23 protein-coding genes and 2 pseudogenes are annotated in these 24,463 nt (G+C 66.6%); 11 read left to right on the top strand and 14 right to left on the bottom strand.

Going from position 1 to position 24,463, the window contains the following annotated elements; translation table 11 throughout:
• Nucleotides 1-110 precede the first annotated feature (110 nt).
• Together AC0LPE_RS12015 and AC0LPE_RS12010 are read right to left on the bottom strand one after the other, a co-directional pair.
• Entirely contained in the window at nucleotides 111-710 is a 600-nt protein-coding gene (locus AC0LPE_RS12015) for a phosphatase PAP2 family protein (RefSeq protein ID WP_337200373.1), read from the bottom strand.
• Between the two features lie 189 nt (nucleotides 711-899).
• Nucleotides 900-1,562, bottom strand: a complete 663-nt coding sequence (locus AC0LPE_RS12010; RefSeq protein WP_490604545.1) for a hypothetical protein — start codon at nucleotides 1,560-1,562, stop codon at nucleotides 900-902.
• Nucleotides 1,563-1,789: 227 nt separating this feature from the next.
• Between AC0LPE_RS12010 and AC0LPE_RS12005 the strand changes: the two genes are divergently transcribed.
• The gene (locus AC0LPE_RS12005; protein ID WP_490604544.1) at nucleotides 1,790-2,209 is read left to right on the top strand and encodes a glutaredoxin domain-containing protein; all 420 of its coding nucleotides are present in this window, start codon (nucleotides 1,790-1,792) and stop codon (nucleotides 2,207-2,209) included.
• A gap of 68 nt (nucleotides 2,210-2,277) precedes the next feature.
• On the opposite strand, the gene AC0LPE_RS12000 is transcribed toward AC0LPE_RS12005, so the two are convergent.
• Nucleotides 2,278-2,550 (bottom strand): GlsB/YeaQ/YmgE family stress response membrane protein, encoded by a 273-nt coding sequence (locus AC0LPE_RS12000; RefSeq protein WP_019289453.1) that lies wholly within the window; start codon nucleotides 2,548-2,550, stop codon nucleotides 2,278-2,280.
• Between the two features lie 193 nt (nucleotides 2,551-2,743).
• Here AC0LPE_RS12000 and AC0LPE_RS11995 point away from each other — a divergent pair, with 193 nt between their 5' ends.
• The 3 genes from AC0LPE_RS11995 to AC0LPE_RS11985 all read left to right on the top strand — a co-directional run bounded on the left by AC0LPE_RS11995 (nucleotide 2,744) and on the right by AC0LPE_RS11985 (nucleotide 5,004).
• Nucleotides 2,744-3,445 (top strand): SIMPL domain-containing protein, encoded by a 702-nt coding sequence (locus AC0LPE_RS11995; RefSeq protein WP_490604543.1) that lies wholly within the window; start codon nucleotides 2,744-2,746, stop codon nucleotides 3,443-3,445.
• A 208-nt stretch (nucleotides 3,446-3,653) separates the two neighbouring features.
• A complete protein-coding gene (locus AC0LPE_RS11990; RefSeq protein ID WP_490604542.1) occupies nucleotides 3,654-4,424 on the top strand; it encodes a replication protein in 771 nt (256 codons plus the stop codon).
• A 118-nt stretch (nucleotides 4,425-4,542) separates the two neighbouring features.
• Complete coding sequence (locus AC0LPE_RS11985) at nucleotides 4,543-5,004, top strand: hypothetical protein (protein WP_072740513.1); 462 nt, start codon at nucleotides 4,543-4,545, stop codon at nucleotides 5,002-5,004.
• A 66-nt stretch (nucleotides 5,005-5,070) separates the two neighbouring features.
• Here the strand turns inward: AC0LPE_RS11985 and AC0LPE_RS11980 are convergent.
• Together AC0LPE_RS11980 and AC0LPE_RS11975 are read right to left on the bottom strand one after the other, a co-directional pair.
• A pseudogene (locus AC0LPE_RS11980) lies at nucleotides 5,071-5,840 on the bottom strand (Nramp family divalent metal transporter); the annotation flags it as partial.
• On the bottom strand, nucleotides 5,837-6,082 hold the full coding sequence (locus AC0LPE_RS11975; RefSeq protein ID WP_490604541.1) for a hypothetical protein: 246 nt from the start codon (nucleotides 6,080-6,082) through the stop codon (nucleotides 5,837-5,839). The gene AC0LPE_RS11975 and the pseudogene AC0LPE_RS11980, both read right to left, overlap by 4 nt.
• Before the next feature lie 353 nt (nucleotides 6,083-6,435).
• On the opposite strand from AC0LPE_RS11975, the gene AC0LPE_RS11970 reads away from it, so the two are divergent.
• Nucleotides 6,436-7,920: an adenylate/guanylate cyclase domain-containing protein gene (locus tag AC0LPE_RS11970; RefSeq protein ID WP_490606297.1), complete on the top strand. Its 1,485-nt coding sequence runs from the start codon at nucleotides 6,436-6,438 to the stop codon at nucleotides 7,918-7,920.
• 24 nt (nucleotides 7,921-7,944) lie between these two features.
• On the top strand, nucleotides 7,945-9,228 hold the full coding sequence (locus AC0LPE_RS11965; protein ID WP_490606296.1) for a competence/damage-inducible protein A: 1,284 nt from the start codon (nucleotides 7,945-7,947) through the stop codon (nucleotides 9,226-9,228).
• Nucleotides 9,229-9,252: 24 nt separating this feature from the next.
• Here the strand turns inward: AC0LPE_RS11965 and AC0LPE_RS11960 are convergent, their stop codons facing one another.
• Nucleotides 9,253-9,900 (bottom strand): pyridoxamine 5'-phosphate oxidase family protein, encoded by a 648-nt coding sequence (locus tag AC0LPE_RS11960; RefSeq protein ID WP_490606295.1) that lies wholly within the window; start codon nucleotides 9,898-9,900, stop codon nucleotides 9,253-9,255.
• 130 nt (nucleotides 9,901-10,030) lie between these two features.
• Here AC0LPE_RS11960 and AC0LPE_RS11955 point away from each other — a divergent pair, with 130 nt between their 5' ends.
• From AC0LPE_RS11955 to AC0LPE_RS11945, 3 genes are all read left to right on the top strand, one after another.
• Complete coding sequence (locus AC0LPE_RS11955) at nucleotides 10,031-10,771, top strand: TetR/AcrR family transcriptional regulator (protein WP_490606294.1); 741 nt, start codon at nucleotides 10,031-10,033, stop codon at nucleotides 10,769-10,771.
• Nucleotides 10,711-11,607 (top strand): alpha/beta fold hydrolase, encoded by an 897-nt coding sequence (locus AC0LPE_RS11950; RefSeq protein WP_490606347.1) that lies wholly within the window; start codon nucleotides 10,711-10,713, stop codon nucleotides 11,605-11,607. The genes AC0LPE_RS11955 and AC0LPE_RS11950 overlap by 61 nt, the downstream gene beginning before the upstream one ends.
• A gap of 138 nt (nucleotides 11,608-11,745) precedes the next feature.
• Nucleotides 11,746-12,504 (top strand): cutinase family protein, encoded by a 759-nt coding sequence (locus tag AC0LPE_RS11945; protein ID WP_490606293.1) that lies wholly within the window; start codon nucleotides 11,746-11,748, stop codon nucleotides 12,502-12,504.
• A 53-nt stretch (nucleotides 12,505-12,557) separates the two neighbouring features.
• On the opposite strand, the pseudogene AC0LPE_RS11940 reads toward AC0LPE_RS11945, so the two are convergent.
• The 4 genes and pseudogenes from AC0LPE_RS11940 to AC0LPE_RS11925 all read right to left on the bottom strand — a co-directional run bounded on the left by AC0LPE_RS11940 (nucleotide 12,558) and on the right by AC0LPE_RS11925 (nucleotide 18,654).
• Nucleotides 12,558-13,815: pseudogene (locus AC0LPE_RS11940) on the bottom strand (selenium-binding protein SBP56-related protein).
• A gap of 574 nt (nucleotides 13,816-14,389) precedes the next feature.
• Nucleotides 14,390-15,871 carry a glyceraldehyde-3-phosphate dehydrogenase gene (locus AC0LPE_RS11935; protein WP_490606292.1) on the bottom strand — a complete coding sequence of 494 codons (1,482 nt, stop codon included), beginning with the start codon at nucleotides 15,869-15,871 and terminating at the stop codon, nucleotides 14,390-14,392.
• A 319-nt stretch (nucleotides 15,872-16,190) separates the two neighbouring features.
• On the bottom strand, nucleotides 16,191-16,772 hold the full coding sequence (locus AC0LPE_RS11930) for a hypothetical protein (protein WP_490606291.1): 582 nt from the start codon (nucleotides 16,770-16,772) through the stop codon (nucleotides 16,191-16,193).
• A 682-nt stretch (nucleotides 16,773-17,454) separates the two neighbouring features.
• Nucleotides 17,455-18,654, bottom strand: coding sequence for a S8 family peptidase (locus AC0LPE_RS11925; RefSeq protein ID WP_490606290.1), 1,200 nt, complete (start codon nucleotides 18,652-18,654; stop codon nucleotides 17,455-17,457).
• A 398-nt stretch (nucleotides 18,655-19,052) separates the two neighbouring features.
• Between AC0LPE_RS11925 and AC0LPE_RS11920 the strand changes: the two genes are divergently transcribed.
• On the top strand, nucleotides 19,053-19,352 hold the full coding sequence (locus AC0LPE_RS11920) for an alpha/beta fold hydrolase (protein WP_143543580.1): 300 nt from the start codon (nucleotides 19,053-19,055) through the stop codon (nucleotides 19,350-19,352).
• Nucleotides 19,353-19,370: 18 nt separating this feature from the next.
• On the opposite strand, the gene AC0LPE_RS11915 is transcribed toward AC0LPE_RS11920, so the two are convergent.
• Genes AC0LPE_RS11915 through AC0LPE_RS11900 form a run of 4 tightly spaced genes read right to left on the bottom strand, consistent with a single transcriptional unit; the run spans nucleotide 19,371 to nucleotide 22,514 of the window.
• On the bottom strand, nucleotides 19,371-19,634 hold the full coding sequence (locus AC0LPE_RS11915) for a WhiB family transcriptional regulator (protein WP_016691381.1): 264 nt from the start codon (nucleotides 19,632-19,634) through the stop codon (nucleotides 19,371-19,373).
• Nucleotides 19,631-20,254: a LutC/YkgG family protein gene (locus AC0LPE_RS11910; RefSeq protein WP_423661138.1), complete on the bottom strand. Its 624-nt coding sequence runs from the start codon at nucleotides 20,252-20,254 to the stop codon at nucleotides 19,631-19,633. Before AC0LPE_RS11910 ends, AC0LPE_RS11915 begins: the two co-directional genes overlap by 4 nt.
• Nucleotides 20,251-21,753: a LutB/LldF family L-lactate oxidation iron-sulfur protein gene (locus tag AC0LPE_RS11905; RefSeq protein WP_490606289.1), complete on the bottom strand. Its 1,503-nt coding sequence runs from the start codon at nucleotides 21,751-21,753 to the stop codon at nucleotides 20,251-20,253. Before AC0LPE_RS11905 ends, AC0LPE_RS11910 begins: the two co-directional genes overlap by 4 nt.
• The gene (locus AC0LPE_RS11900; RefSeq protein WP_026060979.1) at nucleotides 21,750-22,514 is read right to left on the bottom strand and encodes a (Fe-S)-binding protein; all 765 of its coding nucleotides are present in this window, start codon (nucleotides 22,512-22,514) and stop codon (nucleotides 21,750-21,752) included. The genes AC0LPE_RS11905 and AC0LPE_RS11900 overlap by 4 nt, the downstream gene beginning before the upstream one ends.
• A gap of 220 nt (nucleotides 22,515-22,734) precedes the next feature.
• On the opposite strand from AC0LPE_RS11900, the gene AC0LPE_RS11895 reads away from it, so the two are divergent.
• Complete coding sequence (locus AC0LPE_RS11895) at nucleotides 22,735-24,453, top strand: L-lactate permease (RefSeq protein ID WP_423661141.1); 1,719 nt, start codon at nucleotides 22,735-22,737, stop codon at nucleotides 24,451-24,453.
• Nucleotides 24,454-24,463: the final 10 nt, after the last annotated feature.

Below are 24,463 nucleotides of genomic sequence, written 5' to 3'. Positions count from 1 at the left end.
CCGCGACAGCTTCGAGGCGGTGGCGTCCCGTCCGACCTGCCAACAGAAAACCGGCTGCCTGCAGATTCGCTCTGCCGACAGCCGGATTCGGTGTGTTGTATTCGGTGCGCCTACCCCGTGGGCGGGACGGCCGGCGCCTCGCGCGACAGGATCGGAAGCCGCGACGCGAACGGCATCAGCACCACGACGACCAGCGCGACCACCAACACGCCGAGCGCCATGCCCGACAGCACGTCGTGGACGTAGTGCACCCCCACCGTGACCCGGGAGAAGGCAAGCACTGCGGCGAGCGGAGCGACCAGCCAGATCAGACGCGGAGCCGCGAGGACACACGCTGTGGCGAACGACGCCGCGATGACGGAGTGGTTCGACGGCCAGGACCAGTCCCCCACCTCGGGGCATTCCAGCACCGTCTCGATGCCGAGTGCGCGGCACGGCCGCGGCTCCGTCACCACGAGCTTGACGAGTTCGCTCGACAGGTAGGCGCCCACGACACCGATGCCGCCGACGGCGAGGGTGCCGAAGCTGCGTCGATCGTTCCGCCACAGCCACGCCGCGAGCACCCCGGTGAAGGCGACGAGGACGAGCAGTCCCTTGTCGGCGACGAGACCTGCGAGCGGTCCGAGGAAGGATCCCTCGACTGTCTGGGCGACGGACAGGTACAGGCGGTCGCGCATCGGCACCGTCGCCGCCGCGAGAAGAGTCAGCACGAGCGCCACTCCTACAGCAGGAATGAACATCGAGCGGACCAACCGCGGGGATACAGGAGGTGAACTCTCGGTGACGACCATGACCGAATACGCTATCGCGCCACCTCGACCGGCTGCAGACCGGCAGGTAGGGCGGGGTGACGAGGAACCTCGAGCCTGCGCCGCGTCCCGTTCGGGGAGGACCGCCGATTAGCGGATGAACACCCACTGTCCGCCGGTGCACTGCTGCTTCCGCATGTCGGGCGTGAACGTGACGGTGCCCTCCTCCTCGGGTCGGCACGGACCGGACACGGCGCCGCCGCCACCCATCTCGCCGGGCGGGTTGGGCGGGTTGTTCACCGCGTCGAACTCGTCGGCGCAGTGCTGCGACCACGGCGACCACGTGCCGTCGTCCCAGACCGTCGCCCCGCGATCGTGGACGTACTTGTCGGTTCCGCACCACACGATCTTCGGATCGTTCGGGTCCGCGTTCGGACCGGGTGCCGGCGCGTCCGTGTAGGGATTCGGACAGATGTCACCGACGCAGTCGAACGGGTTGGGATCGGGCACCGGCGCCGCAGCCGGTGGTGCCTCATCGACCGGTGCAGCTGCGGGAGGCGCGACTGCAGGAGGTGCGGCGACGGGCGGAGCCACTACCTCGCCCGGCTCACTCGGTGCCACATCGACGGAATTGTCCGCAGGTTCCCCGGCCTCGTCCTGATCCGCAGTGGATGTCCCTGCGACGCTGGTCGACGTCCCGGCTGCGACAGTTGTCGTCGCGGTCTCCACAGCGTCGTTCGATGCGCCACCGTCGCCGCACCCTGCCACTACGAGTCCCAGAGCGACGAACACACCCGCAACGGTTCTTCTCATGATCTGCCCCCTCGAGTCCGAATATCTCTCCCCCGACGCGCACCGCCGCGCGCTCGAGATGACCATCGGAGGGGTCCGAGACCGTGTTACGGCCCTGTCAGCGAACTGTGTTGGAACGCAATGACTTCGATCCATACGGACAAATCGGCATTCTCGGACGTGCCGTTCGTGGATCTGCCGGGTTGTGACAGGAAATGTCGGCGCTCGAAGGAACTAGGCTCACAGGCGTGTGGCGAACCTGGATCCTCTCCGCAGCGATGGTGGCCGTCGCAGCCGTCGTTCTGCTCACCGGCGCATTCGACGTGACCTCGGTGGTGACGGCAGTACTGCTGCTCGTCCTCGCCTGGGTCGCCTCTCCCCTGTTCTTCCCTCACCACGTCGACGACGCGACGGCCCGTCGCGACGCCGCAACCCGCGGCGTTCCGGTGGTGTACTGGCGCCCGGGGTGCACGTTCTGCATCCGGTTGCGCGCCACCCTGCGCACCCGCGCGCGTCGCGCGATCTGGGTGAACATCTGGCGGGATCCCGCTGCGGCCGCTCGGGTCCGGGAAGTCAACGGCGGGAACGAGACGGTGCCGACGGTGTTCGTCGGCGATGTGTCGCATACCAATCCCGACCCCCGTTGGCTTCGCGATCAACTGGTCTGACGAACCGCCACCGACACGAACGAGGTCCCGGATCCGTGTGGATCCGGGACCTCGTCGATGCAGAGCGGTCAGCGGCGCACGCCCCGGCCGGTGACGGCCTTGACGAGGAACAGCAGGATGACCGCGCCGAGGAGGCAGGTCAGGAAGCTGAAGATCAGTCCGCCGCCTTCGACATCCACGCCGAAGACCTTCAGCAGGAAACCACCGATCAAGCCGCCGATGACGCCGACGACGATGTTGAGGAGAATGCCCTGCTGGGCGTCGGTGCCCATGATCTTGCTGCCGATCCAACCGGCGAGACCACCGATGATGATCCAACCGAGGATTCCGAGTCCGAGCATGTGCAGTCCTTTCGTGAACACTGGCTAGTTCGACCCAACTCAGATACCCAGTCGTCCCACCAGTCACACCTCTCACTTCTGACAACTTCAGACTGTCACGATTGCGAGGTCCGGAAGGTCGGATTCGGCGGTTCCGACTACGGCACGTGCGGTCTGCCCGACGGGGTCGGCTTGCGCTGGCACACTCGTGCGCATGACCCAGCCTCCCGTCACGATCACCGTCACCGGTCACGCTGAGCGCACCGTCGCACCCAACCGGTGCACGGTGGTCTTGCGGGTACACGCCGACGGCCCGTCGCGTAAGCAGGCCGCCGAACCGGTGACCGCAGCCGTCGCCACCATCACCGATCTCGTGACCGAACTGCGCAGGCGCACCCGGAGCCCGGTGAAGCGGTGGACCTTCGATCGGGTGCGCCACAGCCGGCGGCGCCCGTTCAACCGCGAGGGCAAGAACCGCCCGTGGGTGTACAACTCGTCGGCGTCGATCACCGTCACTTTCCACGAGTTCGACGCTGTGGGTGCGTTCGTCGAACGGGTCGCCGAACTCGAAGTGGTCACCGTCGCCGATCTCCAGTGGTGGATCACCCACAAGGCCCGGAAGAAGCGACTCGCACAGGTCCGCGACCTCGCCGTCCGCGACGCCCTCGACAAGGCGAAGGCGTACACGACGTCATTGGGTCTCGACACCGTTCGTGCGGTGGCCATCGCCGATCCGGGCATGCTCGGCTCTCAGCCCTCACCCGTCCACGCGGGCGGCGCTCCGATGATGCGCACAGCGATGCTGCGCTCGGATGCGATGAGCGCACCCGAGTCCGCCGAACCCGAGCTGGTCTTCGAACCCGACCGCGTCACCCTCACCGCCGACGTCGAGGCGCGGTTCGAAGCGTCCCCCTAGCGTCGGGGAAACCTCGGTGTTCCGGACCCCGCTCAGCGACGTCGAGAACACCGAAACTCGAGCACCCTCCGCTCGATTCCTTGCGCGCCTTGTACAGACGGTGGCACGATGCCAGCACGCCGCCGATCCGCGCGGCCACAATCGAATAAGGCCCGCCAGGAGTTGCAGCTCCCGACGGGCCGGATGTCCGACTGAACAGGAGTCGAACGTGGGTCAGAATACCCTGGCCGGCGGCGTGCGTCGTGGACCGCGCCTTGCCGCCAACTTCACCGTCCTCAGCAATGCCGTCATCACCGACGAGCGGCTGTCCTTCCGCGCGCGGGGTGTGCTCGTCTGGTTGCTGTCCAAGCCCGACGACTGGCGCACCCGCGCCGACTCGATCGCGGCGCAGTCACCGAAGGAAGGTCGCGACGCGATCCGATCCGCTCTGCGCGAGCTCGCCGACCTCGGCTACCTGGTACGCGAGAAGATCCAGAACGAGCTCGGCCAGTGGATCACCATCCAGACCATCTACGAACGTCCCGTCACCGACCCGGCGCCTGAGAATCCGACCCGCGGCAGCGCGGACATCGGAGACTCAGGCGCTCTTTCAAGTACCGATGCACCAAGGACGGAAACCAACCGCACACCGCGCGTCGCGAAGACACCGCTCGGTCCCACGGTGGTTGAGCTTGCGGCAGCCTGCAGGCAGGCCGGACTCACCGCGACCTTCGTCTACCTCAAACCCGATGCGGCAGCGGCGATCGAAGCACTCGTCGCCACACACGGCGTGCCGGCTCTGGTTGCGGCAGCGAAATCCGTGCACAGACCGGGCAATCCGATGCGACTGGCGCACGGATGGTTGCCGTTGTGGCGGTCGCTGTCGACGCCCCGTGTCCTCCACCCGAAGTGCGGCGACTGCGACGAGTACGGGTGGCTTCCCGATGACGAGCAGGGGCGTGCCGTGCGGTGCGGATGTCGCGCGCCTGTTGCGGCCTGAGATCCGATGCAAAGGCGCTCGGCCGAATTCCGTTGACCGATCGGATGGATCGGTTGTCTCATGAGGGGTAGGTAACGTTCTGCGGTAGACAGTCTCGCCGAGCAATCGACGGCGAGGGATGGTGATGGTGTCGGGAACCCGTATCGAAGTGCCCGTCGACGACGGCGTGCTGTCGGGACTCGATTTCGGTGGCCGTGGGCCGGAAGTGCTGTTGGTCCACGGCAGCGGACACAACGCCGTCACTCGTGATCGCCTGGTGTTCATTCGTGCTCAGCAGAATGGCGTAAATTCCATTGCCCCAGCACTTGTCGAGGAGTACTACTGGACGCTGGCGAATTTCGAGATCCTCGAGGAGAAACACGGCGATGGCCACCACGATCGAACGGCCGGACGGCACGAGCATTCACGGTCCGGGCAAGCTGTCTGCGGAGCGCTTGCAGCACGAGCTGGCGTTGCGTCGACGTGCGCAGCGGATACCGGCAAGGCGACGTCACGACGGAAAAGGCGGGCGTCGGCAGCAGCGACGTGCCGCCGCCGGAGCGTGGTAACTCTGCCCAGCATCGTCGAGGCCGCGGCGTGATCGGTCAGCGGCGCGCCGGCGAGGCGAGAGGAGAATCCCGACGACCTCCGGCGACGGCACTCCCCCACTGGCCGATACAACCGGACGAGCAGGGGGCATCAGCACGATCGCCGACAGTGCGGCGATGGCCACCGAGAGGATGCCGCCGAGGGGAAATCCGACCAGAACGTTGAGCCGGGACTTCGCGAGATCCCGCACCGTCCACTTCTCTTCCACCGCTCCGGAGGAGAAGAAGAACACCTCGTACGGAGTCCTCGCCGCACCGAACAACGCGATCGCGTAATACCGATATGCCGCCAGGTTTATGCTGTCCGCCAGGGATGGAGTGAACATCTGGTTCGCGAGCTGCCTCCCAATCCGGGCCGAGAAGGAACACCGCCACCGCGAACATGACCAGGCACAGTCCGACCACCCCGGTGACGTTCTCCATCACCGAGAACTTCACCCGCCAGATCACCAGCCACACCGCCAGGGCGGCTACCGGAATCCACATCTTCGGGTTCACACTGCTCGCCAACTGCAACGCCAGCGCGATACCACCGACCTCGGCGGTCCACGTCGACAGGTTGATCAGAAGCGACGCGCTCAGATTCGCCACTGCCATGCGCGGCCCGAGACGTTCGCGAATGATCTCGAAAGTGGCTCGGCCGCTGACCGCAGCGACGCGGCCGGACATCTGCGGAAGACACAGATTCCCAGCACGCCTACCGGCACCACCCAGGCCAGGACAACCCGAAACGCGCGCCCACCACGGCATTGGTGACCAGATCACCGATGTCGAGAAATCCCCCGATCGCGGTGAGGATTCTGAGAGCGACGGCGAAGAGACTTTTCATCCGGCCGCCTCGAGACGGTCTCCGAGATCGAGCAACTCCGTACCTGCACGTCCGAGCTCGGCCGCAACCGCAGTCAGCTCGGTCTGCTCGCCGACTCCGGCAACGATGTCTCGTCCCCGGATGATCTGTCCGGTAACCGTGTTCGCCGCCTGCAGGACCTCGGCGCGCAGGGTTCCCTGGCCGGGGGTGTCCACCGCTCGATCCGCGGTTGCCGAGACGGCCTGGTCGACCTCTTCGAGCATGTCCGACAGGGCGGTGTCCGTGGCGGCGGTGGTGTTGTGACCGTCGGCGAAACCTCCAGGCTCAGCTGAGCCGAGACCGCCGCCGAACCGATCTGCTGCGCTGCCCGACCGAAATTGCCTTCCACCCCGCCGCGCATCGAAGCGCACCCTGATGCGAAGACACCCAGGAGCAGCGCTGCAGCGACCACAGAAAGCAGCACACCCCTGCTCCGGCGTCCACCCGTCTCATGCGAGACGCGCCGTGAAGACCACGCTTTCCTCAGCAACCTCATGATAGAGGCCGGTTTCCGTCGCCGGTCGGTTTCGACAGCCGACACTCGCCGCGCTGTCGACCGGCGCCTATCGTTGTTCCCATGGATCCGCCCGTGACGCGGTACATCCAGCGCGACGGCGCCGCACTGGCGTATCAGATCGTGGGTGAGGAGCCACATCCGATCGCGTGGTTCTTCGAAGACATGATGCATCCGGATCTGATGTGGACCGATCCGCACTTCCACTACAACTTCGAACGTTGTGCCCGCTTCGCGCGTTCGCTGTTCTTCCAGCGACGCGGATTCGGACTGTCCGATCCCGTCGAGCACGTCCCCACGCTCGAGGAGCAGGCCGACGACGTCGTCGCGGTGCTCGACGACGCCGAGGTCGATCGCGCCACGCTCGTCGGCGCGGCCAGCACCTGCGGGCCCCTTGCCCTGGTAGCCGCTCGGCACCCCGACCGCGTTTCCGGGCTGGTCCTCGCCGAACCCTGGTCCGATACCCTGCTGTCCGACGGTGATCCGCCACCGGGATGGACTGCTGACGAGCGAGACCGGTTCGTCGAGTCGTATCGGGATGCGTACGCATGCTGGGGTCAAGGGAAGCTCACGTCCCTGGCACACCCGACCCTCGATGTCCCACACAATCGACGGATCATGGCGCTGCTCGAACGCTGCTCCGCCACACCGAGAACTGCCCAGAAACATCTCGAGTGGGCTCTCCGCGCGAACTACTCCTTGATTCTGCCGGCAATCCAATGCCCGACGAAGGTGTTGCATCAGCCGGACACTCTGTTCGCTCGAGAGGCCGGCCGCAGGATGGCCGCGCAGATTCCGAACGGCCGCTTCTACGAGCTGCCACCGATCGCCCTCGGCGCAACCCTGGGTGAAGTGCTGATTCCTGTTCTCGACCACGTGGAGGAACTCGTCAGCGGCACGGACCATCCGGTCGAGGCCGATCGGTTCCTGGGCGCGGTTCTGTTCACCGATGTCGTCCGCTCCACCGACCTGCTCGCGGAGGTCGGTGACAACCGGTTCGCGAGGTTGCTGGGCGCGCACGACCGACTCGTGCGTGCGGAGGTCGAGGCCGGCGGAGGCACGCTGGTGGGCATCGCGGGCGATGGGACCCTCAGTGTCTTCGACGGTCCAGTGGCCGCACTGCAGTGCGCGCACCGGATCAGCCGATCGACATCGACTCTCGGATTTTCTGTGCGCTCCGGCGTGCATGTCGGGTCGGTGACCCGCGCCGGTCCCGGGTTGACCGGAATGACGGTCCATATCGGAGCGCGGATCGCTGCCTCCTGCGGGCCTGGCGAGGTGCGATGCTCACAGGCGGTGCGCGAGCTTGCGGTCGGCGGAGATTTCGATTTCACCGACCTGGGCAGGCATCGGCTCAAAGGTGTGCCCGGTCAGGTGCAGGTGTTCAGTGCGACGACCAGGACCCGTCCTGCACAGCCTGCGCTGCCGCCACGCCCGACCGTCTCGGACCGCGCAGTACTGACCTTGGCGCGCCGGGCTCCCGGCATGCTTCGTGAGCTCGCCCGCCTCGCAGACCGTCGCAACAGAGCAGCGAGGCGTCCACGATGATCGTCGCCGACTAGGCTCGGCGCTGTGAGCGTGCGTGCAGGAATCATCGTGACCGGGACCGAAGTGCTGACCGGGAGGATCACCGACCAGAACGGACCGTGGTTGTCCGATCAACTCCTGAGGCTCGGCGTCGACGTCGCTCACATCACGATCTGCGGCGACCGGCCCAACGACCTGACCGCGCAGCTGCGCTTTCTCGCTGATCAGGGCGTCGACCTCATCGTCACCAGCGGGGGCCTCGGTCCCACCGCCGACGACCTCACAGTCCCCACCGTCGCGGAGTTCTGCGATCGCGAACTGTTGCTCGATCCCGAACTCGAAGAGCACATCGCGGGTGTCATTCGCCGCTTCCGCCCGGACACCCCGGATCTCGACGCCGGGCCGACGCGCATCGGTATCCGCAAGCAGGCGCACGTGCCTGCCGGTGCCACCGCCCTGCCGCCCACCGGTACAGCGCCGGGCGTGGTCATCCCCGCGGTCGCCGGCGATCGGCCGGTACCGACCATCGTCATCCTGCCCGGACCGCCCGGTGAGCTGCAGGCGATGTGGCCGAGCGCGGTCGCCTCCCCTGCGGTCGCCAACGTGTTGTCGCGCGCCGACGACCTGCAGCAGCACACCGTCCGCGCCTACGGATTGCACGAGGCACAACTCGCCGAGACGCTGCGCCGGGCCGAAGCAGAGATCACCGGCCTCGATCGCCTCGAGATCACGACCTGCCTTCGCCACGGCGAACTCGACATGGTGACGCGGGTCGCCTCCGGTGACGCGGGCATCTATCACCGTCTTCTCGATGTCCTCACCGAACACCATGGCCGCCAGATATTCTCGACCGACGGTTCCACCATCGACGACCAGCTGATCGCCGCCCTCGACGGCCGCACGATCGCGACTGCGGAGTCGTGCACCGGCGGACTCGTCGCTGCGCGGCTCACCGACCGTCCCGGGTCGTCGGCCTATGTCATGGGTGGCGTGGTCTCGTACTCCAACGACGCGAAGTCCGATCTGATCGACGTACCGGCCGAGATGATCGCGGAGCACGGGGCGGTGAGCGAGCAGGTCGCCGCAGCCATGGCCGAGGGTGCCCGACGTCGCCTGAAGGTCGACGTCGCGGTCTCCACCACCGGGATCGCCGGCCCCGACGGCGGAACCGACGCCAAGCCGGTGGGCACGGTGTGCTTCGGCGTCGCGATCGAGGGACGACCGACGTACGCGGTCACCCTCCGCTTCCCCGGAGACCGCGAACGGGTCAGGACTCTGACCACCACGGCGGCACTGCATCTGGTTGTCGCACAGCTCGGCCGGGCTTGAGCCTGCGCGGACCCTCGGCGGCCGTCAGTTCTCTCCCACCGCCTTCAAGCGGGCCCGGAGGAAATCCACTTCGGCTCGGAGGTCGTTGATCTCGTCGATGTAGGGACGGATCCGGGCGCGGACCGCTTCGTCGGTGTACTGGGGGATCAGGCTCCGTGAGCAGTTCCAGTCGAAGGCCTCGACCTCGATGACGATGCTTCGTTCGCATCGCGCCGAGATTCTCCGACCGTCTCCGAGATCGCGCAGTCGGTCGAGAAGCTGCGGGTCGTCGTCCGCATCGACCACCCGCGCGGTACCGAAGACCTTCAACCGCCTCTTCAGCGGAAAGTCCGCGAGGAACAGCGCGACCTTCCCGGTGGCTGCGATGTTCCCGACCGAGACGAACTGCTGGTTGCCTCGGTGATCCGCGAACCCGATCGTCTGCCCACCGAGGTGGTGCAGAAACCCGACGGGTCCACTGCGGTACTGGACATAGGGCCATCCGCTCGGGGTCACCGTCGCCATGTGGAACTGGAAGCTTTCGCGTACGAGAGCGAGTTCGCGGTCGCCCAACAATTGAGGTCCTTGATCGGGTTCGTCGAGGTCGGCGCCATAGGCAACGATGCTGCCTGCAGCTTCCTGACGAGCCACCGCCTGCGGGCCGAACGCCAGATGGTGATACCTCGACCCCATACCGATCTCCTCGCCGATGTCCGTTATGTCGACAGCGAGATAGTGCATCACAGTTGGCCGCAATCAGGAAGACGAGGGTATCGACTTCGAGGTTCGTCGAACATGAGTTGCCTGAGTTACGATACGGAACGTGTCGTATCTGAATGAGTCGGCTGCGCAACGCGGTCGTCCACGCGACGCCGAACTGGAGCGTCGGATCACCACCACCGTTCTCGAGCTACTGGCCGAGGAAGGCTACGAAGGCGTGACGTTCGAGGCGGTCGCTCGACGTTGCCAGGCGTCGAAAGCAACGCTGTATCGACGATGGCCGTCCAAGCGCCACATGGTGCTCGCAGCCGTGAAGGACGCTCCTGCGCATCCCTCGGCGGTCCCACTCCGACGCGGCGAGACACTCCGCGACGATCTGCTGCTCCTTGCGCAGCGCCTCAGCCACACCATGTCCGCAACCGACAGCAACGCCGCCTTCATGCTGCTCCATGCGGGACTCGAAGACCCGGAGTTGTGCGACGCCATCGAGGAGACCGTCGGCCCGACAGGCGGGCGCCTCCCCCAGGCAGTCCTCGACGATGCCGTTGCTCGAGGCGAACTTCCCACGGGCGCTCAACCATTCGCATATGAGGAAGTTGTGGGCACCGTCCTGCTCCTGCGACGGGCGAACGGCCTCACCGTCGACGACACCTACCTCGAAGCCCTCGTCGACACGGTCGTCATTCCGGCGCTCACCGCGTCCGCCGGCCGAACGGACCTGCCTGCCGGCATCTTCTCCGGCCACCCCGAAACCTCCACCACGACTACGACTACGGAAACCCCATCACCCGCTGCACCATCGAGGACTTCACCTACCGCACGATCACCGGGGACGGTGGCGTGAACCTCAATGTCGCCATCGGCGGCCAGGGCCCGGCCGTCGTCCTGCTGCACGGTTTCCCGCAGACCCACTACATGTGGCGCCACGTCGCCCACATACTCGCCGACGACCACACCGTGATCGTCCCCGACCTGCGCGGCTACGGCGCCAGCGACCGACCCCCTGCTGACAACCCCGAAACCTATTCCAAGCGCACGATGGCGAACGACGTCGTCGCCCTCGCCCGTGAGATCGGATTCGACCACTTCGGGCTCGTCGGTCACGACCGCGGCGCCCTCGTCGCCGTCCGTACAGGACTCGACCACCCCGACGCCGTCGACTGTCTCGGCATCCTCGATGTCCTGCCCACGATGGACACCTGGGCCGTACTCCAGGGCGTGAACGCGAAGGTGGCCTGGCACCTCTATCTCATGGCCCAGCCCGCGGGGATGCCCGAGAAGATGATCGCCGCGGTCGCCCCGGAATTCTTCGGCTCGTTCCTCGACGCATGGGACCCCACCGGAACGACCTTCACGCCCGAGGAGCGCGACCACTACGTCACCAACTCGATCAACTCTGTCGACTCGATCGTGGCCGACTACCGAGCTACCGCCGGCATCGACCTCGACATGGATCTTGCCGACCGCGAACGCGGCGCTCAGCTCACTATGCCCGTCGCGGTTATCTCCCAGGACTGGGGCTCTCAGCTGGGCTTCGATGCCTCAGCGCTATGGCAGGCGTGGGCACCCGATCTCACCTACCAGGCGACCACCAGCGGCCACTTCATGGCCGAAGAGAACCCCGAGGAGATCGCCGGCTTCATCACCGAGCTGGCCGCCCGCACCCTCGCCGAGCACTGACGGGGAATTCACCTGAGTTTCCGACCGAGGTGAGCATGATCACCGAAAAGCGCGCATCCCTAACAGGCCGAACAAACGAGACATCGCTATTATCGGCGTCAACTGTTGTCTGTCGGGGGCACACGAGGAGAATCGCGCATGTCCCGGATCGATCGCAGACGCACACGCACCGTCGGTCTGCTCGCCGCAGGTCTGCTCACCGCAGGACTGAACGTCGCGGGTCCGGTCGGTTCCGCGTCCGCCGACCCGGTCCGCAACTGCCCTGAGCGGTACGTCCTCGCCGTCGATGGAACCCGTGGCTTCGAAACCCTCGACTCGATCGATCCGGAGTCCCCCTTGGCGAAGATCTCCGCTCGGTTCGAGGCTCCCGGCACCGTGGTCGAACACATCCGTTACCCCGCAGTGGTCGTGCCGCTGCCCGGGACCGGCTCGCACGACGATTTCGACGGCATCGACGACGACGGCACCATCGCATACGACAGGTCGAAGCAGATCGGGCATCAGCGACTCCGCCAGACGATCACCGTCCGGCACAGCACCTGCCCGGACTCGGACCTGTTGGTTCTCGGCTACTCGCAGGGCGCTTCGATCGCCGGCGACGTTCTCGCCGAGATCGCAGCCGACGGGTCCGTTCCCCCCCAACAGATCTCGGGCATCCTCTACTCCGATCCCCGCGACGACCGCGGCGTCGAGACCCTGTTCCCGGGTCCCGTCGCTCCCGGCGTGACGCTCGGCGGCGGCCGGAACGACTTCGGTGAGATCCACGTCGAACGAGTCTGCATCGAAGGCGACGCGGTCTGCGACGGTCGCACACCCGAGGACGGCAAGGACTGGCTCCGGGAGAACGTGACGGGGTACTTCCAGTTGCACACGAAGTACCCCGACTACCAGCCCTGACCGAGCCGGGCCGGAAGTCGGCCGCGCGGGTGGAATCGGGTCCGACTCGGTCGTTACCGATAGCAGTAGGAGTCCGAGGACGCGTCGCCACCTTGGAGACGAACCTGGTGCGCCCGCAGACCCCGAAAGTCGTCGCCGTGTGGGAAGAAGCGGTCGTCGATCTCCATCCCGCCGCGAGGGTCGGTGCGCATCAGTGCCATCCAGGCGCCGACCCCGTCCGGGTAGAACTGATCGTCCCAGGCCCCGTACAGGGAGTTGGTGACGTAGACCCGCTTGCCGTCCCGGCTGATCTCGACCATCTGCGGACCACCGGCCAGTGGCTCGCTCGGTACCGCCGGATGGGCGCGGCGGCACCGCACCGAACGGCTTCAGCGCCGGTGGCAGCAGGTCCGGCTCTGCCGGTTCGGCCGGGATGGTGATCACCTTGTCCACCGCCCAACCGTCGTCACCGCGGTGCCAGCCCCAGACCGACGCGGACAGGTCCTCGGTCGAGACGACTACGCCGACGAATCCCCACGTGGCCTCGGGGTCGTGCGACGGGCGCAGTTCGAGCGGCATCTGGTACTGGGCGCCGAGGTCCACTCGCTGCTGGTGCGCACCCGTCGAGAGGTCCCAGAAGTGGATGGCATGGCCGTACTCGTTCGCCAGTAGCAGCTCGGGCACCAACCCGTTCTCGATCATCGACGGTGTGCCCCACTCGCTGCTGATCAGCGTGTTCTGGTTGAGATGCCACCAGGCGTCGTACGCGAAATACTGCGGCCCCCGGTCGGTCTCCCACTGCCGGAGCACATCGAACGTGCCGTGATCGAGCAGGGCGATCCCGCCCGGGCCGTCCGATCCGTCGGCACCGCCCAGGCAGGTCATGAACACCCCGTCCGGTCCACAGTGCAAGGTGTGCGGTCGGGAGTAACCCGCCTTGGCGGCGAGATCGGCAGCCTCCACGACTTTGGCCACGGTGGGTTGACGCGGGTCGGGCTCGGCGTCGAGCACGTACAGGGACGACGAGCGGATGCCCGGCACGATGAGGTATCTGCGTGCCAACCCCGTCATATCGTGGCCCTCGTGCTTCAACGCGCTGCTACAGGCGTTCCAACCGAAATGATGCAGTTCGTTGCCCAGCCCGGGTACCTCGGTCCAGCCCACCACCCGGCCGTAGGTGTCCGAGTCGGGATCCACGTCGATCACGCTCATGGCGTCGGGTTTGTCCGCCGCACGATCGAACGCGACCACGTAGGCCAATCGCTCCGGTGGGGCGGCGGCCGCGTCTGCCGCGGTCCGATAGAAGGTCGGGTCTGTGATCGGCTGACTCATTTTCAGCCTCCTTCGTCGAGGAGACCCCACGAGTCAGAGTACGAGGATCGCGCGAGGGACGGAACCGTGGTGAACTCACGGGAGCGCGCAGGGCTCCGAATGATGGCTTGTCCTCCCCCGCCGCCGACGAGAACAGCTACGCGCGCCAGGTCGCTGGTAGAACTCCCGCTCCACACCCGGTATCCGTGCTTCCACGCGTCGCGTCGCAGGTACAGATGCGAACGCGGACTGTCGCTCGCGACAACACGTCTCGGCCCGTCCGGGGCCCTCGCACCGAAGGTCCCGCTGCGTCCGCCGTGGTATCCGGTGGGTCGCCTCGCCGTCAACGTCGTCGAACACCATGCGATCGGCCACATCCCGGCCGGGAAGGTCTGGTTGCAGCGGCACGGCGAAAAGTGACGAAATAAGGGGAGGTTCTGTGCGAGTTCTTCACCGGAACCGCACACAACCTCCCCCGAGTTTCGACGGCCGCTACTCCTCCTCGACGCCACCAACGGCGCAACGCAAAAGGGAACCCATCCTCAGGTGAGGATGGGTTCCCTCCTCGACGAGTCCCTGGAGGACTGCAGGACTGTTATGCCTGTGCAGCGGCAGGTTCCTCGACATGCTCCACGGGGCCGGCTTCCGTGATGGGGTAGACGGGGTATTCCACACCCGACAGGTACTGGACGGTACGCACCACCTGGCACGAGTAGCCGAACTCGTTGTCGTACCAGACGTAGAGGATGGCGGTGTCGCCGTCGACGATCGCCGCATTGGCGTCGATGATGCACGCCGCGCGCGAACCGATGAAGTCGCTCGACACCGCGTCGGTGGCCGAGGTGTAGTCGAGGTTGCGGCGCAGCGCACCGGTGAGCGACTCCTGGTGCAGGTGCTCGAGCACCTCTTCCTTGGTGGTCTCACGAGTCAGCTGAAGGTGAAGGATCGCGACGGACACATCCGGCGTAGGAACGCGGATCGAGTTGCCGGTGATCTTCGCCTTCAGATCGGGAAGTGCCTTCGCTACCGCCGACGCGGCGCCGGTCTCGGTGAGCACCAGGTTGAACGGCGCGGAACGACCGCGACGGTCGGCCTTGTGGTAGTTGTCCAGCAGGTTCTGGTCGTTGGTGAACGAGTGCACCGTCTCGACGTGGCCACGCAGCACACCGAACTTGTCGTCCATGGTCTTCAGCGGCGGCACGATGGCATTGGTGGTGCAGGACGCGCACGAGACGATCTTCTCGTCCGGGTCGATGGCGCGATGGTTGACGCCGTGCACGATGTTCGGAAGGTCGCCCTTGCCCGGCGCGGTGAGCACCACCTTGGCGATACCGGGGCGAAGGTGGTTCGACAGCCCGTCACGATCGCGCCAGATGCCGGTGTTGTCGATCAGGATGGCGTTGTCGATGCCGTACTCGGTGTAGTCGACGCTCGCCGGATCGTTGCTGTAGATGAACTTGATGACGTTGCCGTTGGCAATCAGGGCATTGTTCTCGGCGTCGACCTTGATCGTGCCGTTGAACTGCCCGTGGACGGAGTCGCGACGCAGCAGCGAGGCGCGCTTGGTCAGGTCGTCACCGCTGCCCTTCCGGACCACCACAGCGCGCAGGTTCAGGCCGTTGCCCGAGCCGGCCTTCTCGATGAGAAGACGGGCGACGAGGCGACCGATCCGACCGAAGCCGTACAGGACCACGTCCTGCGGCTTCGCGGGGCTCGTCTGAGCACCACCGACCAGGTCCGAGAGGGTCTCGGCGACGAACTCCGGGATGGACCGTCCGGCACCCTCGGCCTGATAAGCCGTCACCAGCAGGCCGAGGTCGATCTTCGACGGCTGCAGGTTGAGATCGGTCAGCGCCTCGAGGAACGGGAACGTCGCCTCGACCGACAGCTCGTCACCGCGGATCTGACGCGCGAAACGGTGCGTCCGCAGAATGCCGATCACCGACTTGTTCACGAGGGAGCGGCTGTGAAGCAAGATCGTGACCGAATGCCGACGGTGCAGACCGCCGATGATCGGGATCATTGCTTCCGCAATAGCCTCTTGCGAGTTCCACTGTGCCAATTCCGGGGTGCTCACTGCGCTCCTCTGCCTTTCCGGCTCGTCTGACACGTCGCAGGCTGTTGGGTGCAGCCCAGACGAGACGCACGTCACTCGTCGGTCGGTGTCCGGATCGGTGGAACCGTACGCGACCGACGCCGATTACGGCGTGCGTACCGCCAAGCATATGAAAGAGCTCTCACGGGTCGACGCCCGGTAGGCGAAACGCGCCCGCGCGTGCGTGAAGCCGATCGTCTCTCCCTGAAAGACACCTCCGGACAGCGCGCTGTCGGGGATTACTCCCACCGGGGAAATGCCACTCCCGGCAGGACTCTCCCCGGCCGGCGATTCACGAGGTTCACGTCCGCCGAGTGATCGAACGATCCTCCCGGAGAGGTGGATCGTGCCGACGCCGGGCGTCAACTCGAGAACGAACCGCCAGCAGATCCCCTAATCCACCCAACAAACTCTCGACGCTGCCGACGCTCGGACCCGAGTGGTCGGGCACGGCGCGCCTCTTGCCCGCGCCGGTCACCGTGTACACCTGTGCGCGGCCGTTGATAGCCGAACCGAGCATCGGATCGGGTGTGCTGCACTCCTGATAGATCGCGTACGAGGTATCTGTGCGGCCCGAGTCCCAGGACGTGGTCGACGAACCGTCCCTGTCGATCGGGTGGTCGGTCCACAGGATCTTCAACGCACCCTCGGCGGCATCGGCGCGAGTGTTGTCGAGCTCATTCGCCTCGCTATCGATGTCGAGGAGTGCATTGACCGCAGCCACCCGCAGATCGAGCCTGCCCGCCTCGGACACGTCATGAACGGACAGCTGACACCTGGCCGTCCCCGAGGTCACATTCGTGACCTTCACCGTCAGCACGCCGTCGACGAGGGATTCGGCGTGCGGAAACGCCGACGGCAGAAGCACCGCCGCCGACGCCATTCCGCTTCCGGTGAATGCCACCCGCCTAGGGAACAGCATCTACCGTCCTCCGTCACACAGGGCTTGTGGTCCTCCAGCAGTTGTCACAGAACATCCCCGACGGATCGACAACCTCGGCCGGCTTGCAGATGCCGGGTCTCGGTGAGGTGGAACCGACGCACCTTCGTGAAGACTGCTACACACCGCCGACCAGCGACCTCGACAATGCACGTCGACGACGCTCGTATTCGACCGCCTGCAGTTCGCAGAATCAGAGGTGTGCGCTGGCTTCTATGGCAACGACTCCGACTGCGTCGGGCGGCCCAGGCGTCCACGAACAACTGCTCCTCGGGCGACAGACCGAGTGGTTCGCTGTCGGGGGCGGTGCCGTAGACACCGAGGACGCCGGGGATTCTTCGAATGTTGTCCCTCGCATCGGGATCCGCGAGGACGAGAAGCAGCCGTGGCCGGAGCAACTGGGTCACCGGGGCCGCTGCCTCGATGCCGGCAAGGGCCGCCTCGGCCTGCTCGGAGGCAAGGACGACCAGGTGCTCTCGGGGTGCTTCCACCATCGATGTCTCCCCGTCCTCCGAGGTGCCCCCTCGTTGCGGATTCGTGGCGTGCGAGCAGGCCGTCACCGACACCAGGACTACGACCGACAACACCGCCAGGACGACGGAGGCCTTGCGCATCGGGTACCGACTCACGGTGCGGTGGCCAACCCCGCGCCCGCATCGGTCTGCGGCAACGGCAGCACCTCGGCCCCGTCGACCAGCGTCTTCCAGAGTTCCTTCCCGGTCTTCGCTGTGCTCTGCACGATGAGCGCCGCCAATCCGGCCACGTGCGGCGTGGCCATGGACGTGCCGCTGATCGTGTTGTAGCGGTCCGGCATCGGCCACGACGAGTACACATCGACACCGGGTGCGGCGATGTCGATCGCGCCGCCCGGGACCACGGTGGCCCTGGCCGAGAACGCCGCCATCCTCAGGTCGGACGCCAGCGCCGCGACCGCCATGATCGACGGCGAGTTCGCGGGACTTCCGACGAATCCGGGGTCCGCGGGCCGACGCGCGTTGTTCCCCGCGGCCGCGATGATCAGTGTCCCGGCGGCCAGTGCGCGCTGTCCGACGGCCTCGTAGGCCATCACCGGCTGAGGAACGTTGGCGCCCAGCGACATCGAGACGACCTGGCACCCGTTGGCCAACGCCCACTCGATCCCGGCAAGGATCGTGGAGTCGGACCCACTGCCCTGATTGCTCAGCACCTTCCCGACGAAGATCGCCGCTTTCGGCGCGACGCCGTAACCCCGCGCGTTCGGTAGATTCCTCGGTCCACAGGACGTCCCGACACAGTGGGTGCCGTGCCCGTTCCCGTCCTGGACCGCCTGGCCTGCAATGAACGATTTGCTGATGATCGTCCGGCCCGCGAAGTCGGGATGGTTCAGGTCGAATCCGGTGTCGAGCACGGCCACTCGAACACCGGAGCCGTCGAACTGCGACGCGAGCGCACGGGTGGCCTGCAGACCCCAGGTGTGCCTGCGGCCGTCCGCCAGATGTGTCTCCATGGCCAGCGGTGCCGCCAGGATATGGACGACATGTTCGGGTTCCACCGCCACGATCGCCGGATCCTGCCGCGCGACCTCCTCGAGCGATTCGACCTGCGACCCGTCGACCACGGCGACAGCCACCCCGAGTCGTTCGAAGATGGTCGCGTCGGCGGATTCGAGTTCGTCGGCGGGTACCGCTTCCGGTCCCGCCTCGTCGCTGGACGCGATCGAGGTCACGCCGCCGATCGATTCGAGTGCGGCCACCCGTTCCTCATGGGTGCTGTCCTCGGTGAAAGTGATGATCTGCCGGCCCGTGGTCTCGGCTTCGACGGGGCCGTCGACATCGTCCGTCATCATGATGGGTTCCTCTGATCCGAAGGGTGACAAGAGATGCGGGAGGACCCCGCGGGATCAGTATGGGAACCGGCCGATACCGGCGCCTGCGTAGACGACTACCCCATTTCGACGGGACGGGTCGCGTCACTGGTGCGTAGCCGTTCTCGATTTCGGTGTTCCCGACCGCGCTGAGCGATGTCAGGAACACCGAAATCGCATCCGGTCACCGCATGTGCGACCGCTCCGGGACCGGCCGGAACCATTCCCCTACACGCGACATCAGTGCGGGATCACCTGCGGCCGTGACGGATCCGTCCCGGACAGCACGAGACCAATCACTCCGACCGTGGGCGAGCGCCAGCAGTGTCGGGATCGACGACTCGAGATACACGTAGCGAGCCGGGTCCAGCAGCGGATCGGTGAGGTATCCGTACGGTGGCGCGCCGCGCTGCACGACCAGCCAGTACCTGCGGTCGCACCGCTGGTGGAGCCGGAACTCGAGGACGACCGGCCGGGCCGGACAGTGGCAACTACGAGTTCCCACGCTGATGATCTGGGGTGATCACGATCCTGTGGTCCCGGTGAAGGACGCGCAGGCCGTCGCGGCACTCGTACCGCACGCGCGCCTGGAAGTGCTGGCCGCGGGGCATGTACCGCAGCTCGGTCATCCCGCCCGGGTGGCGGCGCTGATCGAGGAGTTCGCCCATTCGATTCCGTGAGCGGCCCGCGGGACGCGATCAGCGCTTCGGACGTTGCAGCCGTTCGTGTTCCGACAGTCCACCCCACACTCCGTGCGGTTCGCCGCTGAGTATCGCGTGGGTGCGGCACTCGGCCAGCACCGGGCAGTTCGCACAGATGCGTTTCGCGACGACCTCGCGTCGCCTGCGGATGCTCGGCGGCTCGCCCTCCGGGGCGAAGAAGAAGTACTCGTCGGAGGTCCGGCAGTTGGCATGCTGTTGCCATCCGAGTCGTGGCCGGACACGCTCGGTCAGCACGGTCATCCGATCATCACCACCTCCAAGGTGCGGGGGCCGTGCACGCCCTCGACGCGTTCGAGTTCGATGTCCGACGTCGCGGACGGTCCGCTGATCATGGTGATCGGCCGCTCCGGGACGAGCCGGGCCAGCGCTTCGGGCACTCCCACCTCGACGTCGCTCATCGCCACCACGCACACGTGCAGGTCGGGGACGAGCGTGAGCGCGCGTCGCCCCTGGTCGGGGCTGCCGTCGAGGAAGATCGTGCCCGTCTCCGCGCAGGTGACGGCCGAGCCGGTGACGACCCCGTCGAGATCACCGAGGTCGGCTGCGGGGCGGTCGGTGAAGTCGACCACCACCTCGCCGCCGAACTCCGCCAGCCACGACCGATCCAGGCCCTCCGGGATTCCGACGCGGCGCACACCGCGATCCGTGAGGATCTTCGCCAGCACGACGGGCAGATCCTCCGGCGTGCTCTCGTGGACGTGGGCCTTGTAGTCGACCAGCCGGTCGACCAGCAGCTCACGGCGCTCGGCGTCCGGCAGGGTGCGTCCGAGACGGTAGTCGCGCGGTACCTCGACCGGTGTCGGCGGTGCCAGAGTCTGCGCCGAACGGATCCGGCCGAGAATCGCGTCGCGGCTGCTCATCGCTGCTGTCCTTCCTCGCGTGCCTTCGCGAGTGCGGCACGTCCTTCGTCGGAGGCCCACCATTGCCGGAAGGTCTGTTTCGGCGGGGCCGGCATGTCGCGGGCGTCGGTCCAGCCGGCGAGCGGACCGGGCAGATTGGTGATCTTCCCCTTCTTCCCGGCGAGGATGCGGCCGAGACCGGCGGCCTTCTGCGCGGCCGTCCAGCGTCGCGAGGACGACATCGCCAGCGATGCGGCCTTCATCGCCGCAGCCTCGGGTCCGAAGCGGGCGTGTTCGACCTTCTGGTGGCGTAGTTCCACCAGCAGTGAGGGGATGTCGATCTTGACGGGGCAGGCGTCGTAGCAGGCACCACACAGGCTCGACGCGAACGGCAGGCTGGCGTTGGGGTCGTCGGGTTCGTCCATCCCGGCCAATTGCGGGCTGAGGACGGCGCCGATCGGGCCCGGATAGGTCGAGCCGTAGGCGTGGCCCCCGGTGCGCTCGTAGACCGGGCACACGTTCAGGCACGCCGAACACCGGATGCAGTGCAGCGCTTCGCGTCCGATCTCGTCGGCGAGCGCGGCGGTGCGGCCGTTGTCCAGCAACACCAGGTGGAATTCCTGCGGGCCGTCACCGGGGGTGACACCGGTCCACATCGAGGTGTAGGGGTTCATGCGCTCGCCTGTGGACGAGCGCGGCAGCAGCTGCAGGAACACCTCGAGGTCGCGGAAGGTGGGCAGCAGCTTCTCGATGCCCATGACGGTGATGAGCGTCTGCGGCAGCGTCAGGCACATGCGGCCGTTGCCCTCGGATTCGACGACGGCGAGGGTGCCGGTCTCGGCGATGCCGAAGTTCGCACCCGACACCGCGACCGGAACCGTCATGAACTTGTGTCGCAGGAACTTTCGTGCCGCGGCGGCGAGATGGCGGGGGTTGTCGTCGAGGTCGGGGTCGACGTCCGGCATCTCACGCAGGAAGATCTCGCGGATCTCGGCGCGATTGCGGTGGATGGCGGGCACGAGGATGTGCGAGGGCTTGTCGTGGCCGAGCTGGACGATGAGCTCGGCGAGGTCGGTCTCGTAGGCCGCGATCCCCCGTCTCTCGAGGTGCTCGTTGAGCCCGATCTCCTGGGTGGCCATCGATTTGACCTTGATGACCTCGTCGGATCCCGTCTTCCGGATCAGCTCGGTGACGATGGCGTTGGCCTCGGCGGCGTCGGCCGCCCAGTGCACCACGCCGCCCCGCGCGGTCACCGCCTCCTCGAGCTGGGTGAGCAGGTCCGGGAGGCGGTTGAGCACGTCGGTCTTGATGGCGGCGCCGGCGTCGCGCAGTTGTTCCCAGTCGGGCAGTTCCCCGGTGACGTTCAGTCGCTTGGCGCGGATGGTGTGGGTGGCCTTGCCGATGTTGCGCCGCAACTGGGGGTTCGCGAGTTCCTGGTGCGCGGCGTCGGGAAACGCCTTGATACCGCGCAGATTTCCGGATCCTCGTGGCGGGACGACGGGCATACCGAGTGCGGTCACGCGGGCACTCCCTTGGGGGCGACGGCCGGTTCCACGGAGGCGAGGATCTCGGCGAGGTGGATGGTGCGGGTACCGGTGCGCAGGCGCGTGAGGCCACCGCCGATGTGCATCAGGCACGACGAGTCGCCGGCGCTGCAGTATTCGGCGCCGGTGGCGGCGACATTGCTCAGCTTGTCGGCGAGCATCGCGGTGGAGGTCTCGGCGTTCTTGATCGCGAAGGTGCCGCCGAAACCGCAGCACGAGTCGGCCTCGGGCAGTTCGACGAGGTCGATCTCGCGCACGGCACGCAACAGCTGGAGCGGCTTCTCCCCCACCCGCAGCATCCGCAACGAGTGACAGGTGGGGTGATAGGTCACCCGGTGCGGGAAATAGGCGCCGACGTCGGTGACTCCGAGGACGTCGACGAGGAATTCGGACAACTCGTACGTCTTGGCCTTGACGGTGTCGACCCGCCCGCACAACGACGCGGAACCGTAACGGGAGGCGACGATTTCGTGCTGGTGACGGACGGATCCGACGCACGATCCGGAAGGGGCGACGACGGCGTCGATGCTGCTGTCGTCGAAGGCGTCGACGTAGTTCTCGACGAGCGGCAGCGCGTCGGGTTGGTAGCCGGTGTTGACGTGCATCTGGCCGCAGCAGGTCTGGCGTTCGGGGAAGACGACGTCGTGCCCGAGCCGGGTGAGGAGCAGGGCGGTGGCCGAAACGGCCTTCGGGAACATCGTGTCGCCGAGGCACGTCGCGAACAGGGCGATTCGCATGGAGATCTCCGCATCGGGGGTGTGGTCTGACCACATTGAACCACACGTTCCGGAGATCCGCCGCACATTTTCGGACAGTGACCGCAAATTCCGTCACGGGTCGACTGTGACGCGGACCATGGTGTACTTTCACGTGGTCTGACCACATCGGTCGAAATCAGATCCGCCGCCAACAGCGGCGCAACCACAGGAGTTTCGTGTGGCAACCCGGATATCGGCGGTGACATTCACACCCGCCACTGACGCCATCGCAGGCAGCCTCACCGCATCGGCTCTCGTGGGCCTTGCGCCGCTGCTGACCTTCTTCGTCCTGCTCGCCGGCTTCAAACTCAAGGCCTGGTATTCCGGACTCGGCGCCCTCGTCGTCGCGCTCGTCGTCGCGATCATCGGCTTCGACATGCCCGCGCCACTGGCCGGCCTGTCCGCTCTGCAGGGCATCACCTTCGGGCTCTTCCCGGTGATGTGGATCGTGATCACTGCGATCTGGTTCTACGAACTCACCGTCGTCAGCGGCCGGTTCGAGGATCTGCGGCGCATCTTCAACTCGATCGGTCACGGCGACATGCGGATCCAGGCGATGCTCATCGCCTTCTGCTTCGGCGGCATGCTCGAAGCACTCGCCGGATTCGGCGCGCCCGTCGCGATCACCGGCGCCATGCTCGTCACCCTCGGCATGCCCGCCCTGCGGGCCGCGGTCACGGTCCTGATCGCCAACACCGCACCGGTCGCCTTCGGCGCCATGGCCATCCCGATCACCACCGCCGGCGCCCTGACCGACATCCCCGCCACCGAGATCGCCGCCGTCGTCGGCCGTCAGACACCGATCCTGGCTCTCTTCGTGCCGTTGTTGCTGCTCTTCCTCGTCGACGGTCGTCGCGGTGTCCGGCAGGCCTGGCCGATCGCACTGGTCACCGGCACGACCTTCGCGCTCGCCCAGTTCTGGTGCTCGAGCCACTTCTCGTACGAACTCACCGATGTCGTCGCCTCGCTCGCCGGTCTCACCGCGGCCGTGCTGATGCTGCAGGTCTGGAAGCCGCGGACCCCCGAGGACCAGCTCTCGCGCACCCGCACCGATACCATCGCGGTCCAGGCCGGCACGGAGGGACCCGGAGCCGCTCGTGCTCCGCAGCGTCCCGTCGCCGACGAGTCGCTGACCACCTCGCGCGTCGTCATGGCCCTGTTCCCGTACCTGCTGGTCATCACCGTGTTCGGCATTGCGAAGCTGTGGACCGTCGGTGTCGATCTGCCGGAGCGTCTCGCCGCCACCGACGTCAAGATCGAGTGGCCCGGCCTGTACGGCAATCTGCTCACAGGCAACGGCGCCGCGTCGAGCAGCGCGGTCTACACCTTCTCGTGGCTGTCGTCGCCGGGAACACTGCTGCTGCTCAGCGGCGCGATCGTCACCCTCGTCTACGCACGGTGGGACAGCGGCGGTATGTTCCCGCTGACCGTCCGTAGGGCCGCGGCCACCTTCGGCACCACCGTCGTGCGGATGAAGCTCGCCATCGCCACGGTGGCCACCGTCCTGGGCCTGAGCTACGTGATGAACCAGTCCGGCCAGACCGTCGCGATCGGCACGTGGCTCGCCGGCACCGGCGCGATCTTCGCCCTGTTCTCCCCGATCCTCGGCTGGCTCGGCACCGCCGTCACCGGCTCGGACACATCCGCCAACGCCCTGTTCGCCCGCCTGCAGCAGGCCGCCGGGCAGACCGCCGGCATCGACCCGACCCTGCTGGTCGCGGCGAACACCTCCGGTGGTGTGGTCGGCAAGCTGATCAGCCCGCAGAACCTCACCATCGCCGCCACCGCCGTCGATCAGCCGGGCAGCGAATCGGTGTTGTTGCGCAAGGTGATCGGCTACAGCGTCGCGATGCTCGTCATCCTCTGTGTGCTGGTCTACCTGCAGTCCACGCCGGTGTTGTCCTGGATGCTTCCCTGATCCTGAATCG

The sequence above is a fragment of the Rhodococcus sp. S3 genome, from assembly GCF_058211795.1.
The sequence above is the reverse complement of the archived record's forward strand: the minus strand, read 5'-3'. Positions and strand labels throughout refer to the sequence as shown.